Raw genomic sequence first — 3129 nt, forward strand, 5'->3', positions numbered from 1 at the left:
TCTACCTGAGCGATCTCGTCACGGAAGCGCTGGGCACCTGCGCCACCGAGGCGGACCCCAGCGTCGTCCTTGGTTGCCCACAGGCCGACCAGGCGTGCCGCTACGGCGTCCTGAAGCTCGTGCTCGAACTCTGCGGCCCATTCTGGTGTCTCGGTCGCGTATCCCGAGGTCGTGGCGTTGGAGACGGCACGGCGGGCTGCATGCTTGAGCTGGATCCCCAGGGCGATCTCGCCGTCGGGCTGTTGGGCGGTAATCACGGCCATGGTCCGGCGGAACATGTGCGGCGCCAAGTGGGTCTCTGGGATGTGTTCGAGTCCGGCGGACGGGCCGAGTGCGTTGATCTGCGGGATGAAATAGCCCAACTGCTCGTGGCGATCGAAGCGTGCGAAACGCTCGCCGGGCTGGTGATTTTGCCGGGTCGATCCGAAGACGTCGTCACTGAGTGCGAGCCGTTCTGCGACGACGATCGCTTGCGCGACGGGTTCGGTGATCCACCAGTTGCGACGCCGCGTTCCATTGCGCCCCTTCCGGAGCAGTGAGGTGACGGCGGGGGCTCCATGGAATGTCGTGAGGGAGCCCTTCTTGATGCTCAGCAGTTCGGAGTCGCGCATCATCGTCAGCGCCGCGCAGAACACGTAGCACGCGTTGCGCAGGATCTTGATCTGTTCTCGGATCGTGGCCGGGTCGAATCCGTCGATCCAGGGCCCGCTCGAACCGTCGAGGCGTTCGACCTCTGCCGGACGGGTGAGGAGACCACCGCGGATGGATGTGATCGTGCCGGTATTCAATGCATTCCGGATCTTCTGCCGCCTTGATCCGACGGCGGGATTCGCCTTGTCGGTGAACAGATGCTTGCTGTGCCCGTCGGAGATCAGCAGCGACAGAAGCGTCCAGTGGATCTCACCTTTTGTGAATCGTCCGTAGGTCAGCCGATGCAGGGGCACACAACTGTCGGGAGCTCGCAACCATGCCTCGAGCATGGCGTCGGAGTCGGTGACGCGTCGACGTTCACCTCGAGGTCGGTCGAGTGCTGCCCATTCGTCAGAGGCGTTGAAGATGTCGTGGGAGAACACGTCGATGTACTGCCAGCAGGCCCGTAGAAGCGGCCACCATACCGCAGGGGGGATCACCGGGGTGCTGAGTTCTGCGCTGACTCGCCGACCGCTGAGTACCGCTGTTGTCTCATCGCCCCAGGGCACGAACGAGAGGCCACCGCCGGTGAGGAGCGCGCCGTAGGTGTGCAGATCGCGAATAGCACTGACCGCGGATGTCACGGCGGAGGTGGCCGCGTGCGCCTTGGCATCGATCAGGAAACGGTCAAGGTCGGTCTGGCGAAGCTCTCGTAGCGGGATCTCGCCGAGGTTCTCGGAGTGCCAGGCAGCAAATCGCCGTAGTCCGTCGAGCTTGGCTCGGATGGTCTTCACGTGAACGGGCTGAGCGGACAGGTGGATGCGTTTGCGTCGCACGATGCTGTGGACCGGGTTGAGCTGCGCGATAGCGAGCTCTCGAGCGCGAAGGTTCCACTCGGCGTCGAATCTGTCGAACAGCAGCACCGCAGAGTGGCGGCCGGCAGCGGGGTTCCACCCCATTGAGCGAAGATCCCATCTTTTGGACTCGCCGAACACGGGCACAGGAAGGTCGTGCTCGAGGTGACGGTGCTGAAGAACCGGCATCTGCGGGGGCCAGTAGTCGCTGTCCGGTCCAGGTTGGTCCGAGGCCAGCAGGCGGTGTGTGCTCATAGATGGGCTCCTCGCTGAGCTAGCGGAATGTGAACGTGCTCGGCGACGTCTTGGATGTCTTTGGAGGCCTGTTCACGTTGCTCTTGCGAGAACATGTCCAGGACGTGTTCGATGTTCGCTACCTGCTGGCCGTAGACCGAGGCGAACTGCGCCGGGGACATCTCGTTCTCGTAACTTCGCAGCACCTCGCGGTAACCAATAATCCGGGGCAGGTGGTCTGCGAAAACTATTGCGTTCGGGCACGCGAAGCACATCGAGGGTCGATGCTCACACAGACGCCCCGCGGGGCTGAACGGGGACTCGTACGGCGACGCGCAGTGTGCAACGTTCATCGCGCGATCCGTCGGACTCGCGGTGACCTCCGCGTCTGCGGCCTCCGCCAGGATGTCATCGGCTTCTCTATCGACGGAGCGCGCATGAGCGTTCACGAAGATGGGACCACGCTGTATTCGAGTGAAGACTTGCTGCTGGGCAGCGTTTACAGCGGCGCCTGCCAGCACGTGGACCGTGGTCGATTGGGCGTAGTGGCGTTGGTAGACCTCGACGCTGTGGTCGTCCCCGGCCGCAGCATCCGCGCTGCGCAGGACTGCGGCACGCACGCTCTTGACTGTCTTACGCAGGCGACGCGCATCGTATGGATGAGAGATTGAGGGTGATATCGAGGTCAGTACAGAGCTGAACGGTCTACGGGAGAAGGACTCCGCACGGGCAGCGAGATGCCTGGTACTTGTGCGATTCACGGTCAGGAACAGCGATTCGGCGTCCGGTGCGAGATTGGCCGTCATCTCGTCACGCGCGTGCTTGGTCACAGCAATTAGCCGTCGCAGGAGATCACCGGCACGCCAGCCTGTGCGGCCGTCGTGGGTAAGCGCACAACGGACCGTGCGACTGCGACGAGCACGCGCCTTGTGCAACCGCACGTGGATAGCGTCGGTCGCGGTTTCGATGTCGCTGAGCGTGACTCGTGACCACTCTTCCGGCGCCGCCCCGGTCTCCAGCTGAAGGAGGGTGCGGAACGCTACGAGATCGGTGTCCGAAGGGTACAAGTACGACATGAGTCGCCGCATCACCCGGGCGCCGCCGCCGTACGTTGTTGCACGGTCGAATGCGAACTCCTCACTCAACTCATTGAGGACACCCTGATCACAGGCCCGAACGGCAACGGCATCGATTGACACTCCCGGGAAGCGGCCCTCGTGGCGAACGGCCCAGATCGCGTCGTGGGCGCGCGCCCACCCGTCGGAGTCAGGAGCCGAGCCGTGGGAGAGGCCGCGCCGACCAATGGCGAGGCGAGCTTCCAGCGTCCGAATGCGTCGGCGACATTCGTCCCGGATCGCAAGGCGCTCAGCATTGCTGAACTCGTCAAGTGGGGTCTCTTCGCCGCCGCCGT

Annotated in this window: 2 protein-coding genes; both read right to left on the bottom strand. The window is 63.7% G+C overall.

Features of this window, described 5'->3' with window-relative positions:
- The coding region (locus ACTICP_RS16175; RefSeq protein ID WP_441894107.1) for a hypothetical protein at window positions 1-1739 on the bottom strand (1739 nt) is incomplete at its 3' end.
- On the bottom strand, window positions 1736-3129 hold a 1394-nt coding region (locus ACTICP_RS16180), incomplete at its 5' end, for a hypothetical protein (protein WP_441894109.1). The genes ACTICP_RS16175 and ACTICP_RS16180, both read right to left, overlap by 4 nt.

Source organism: Microbacterium sp., from assembly GCF_052102115.1.
Taxonomy (GTDB): domain Bacteria; phylum Actinomycetota; class Actinomycetes; order Actinomycetales; family Microbacteriaceae; genus Microbacterium.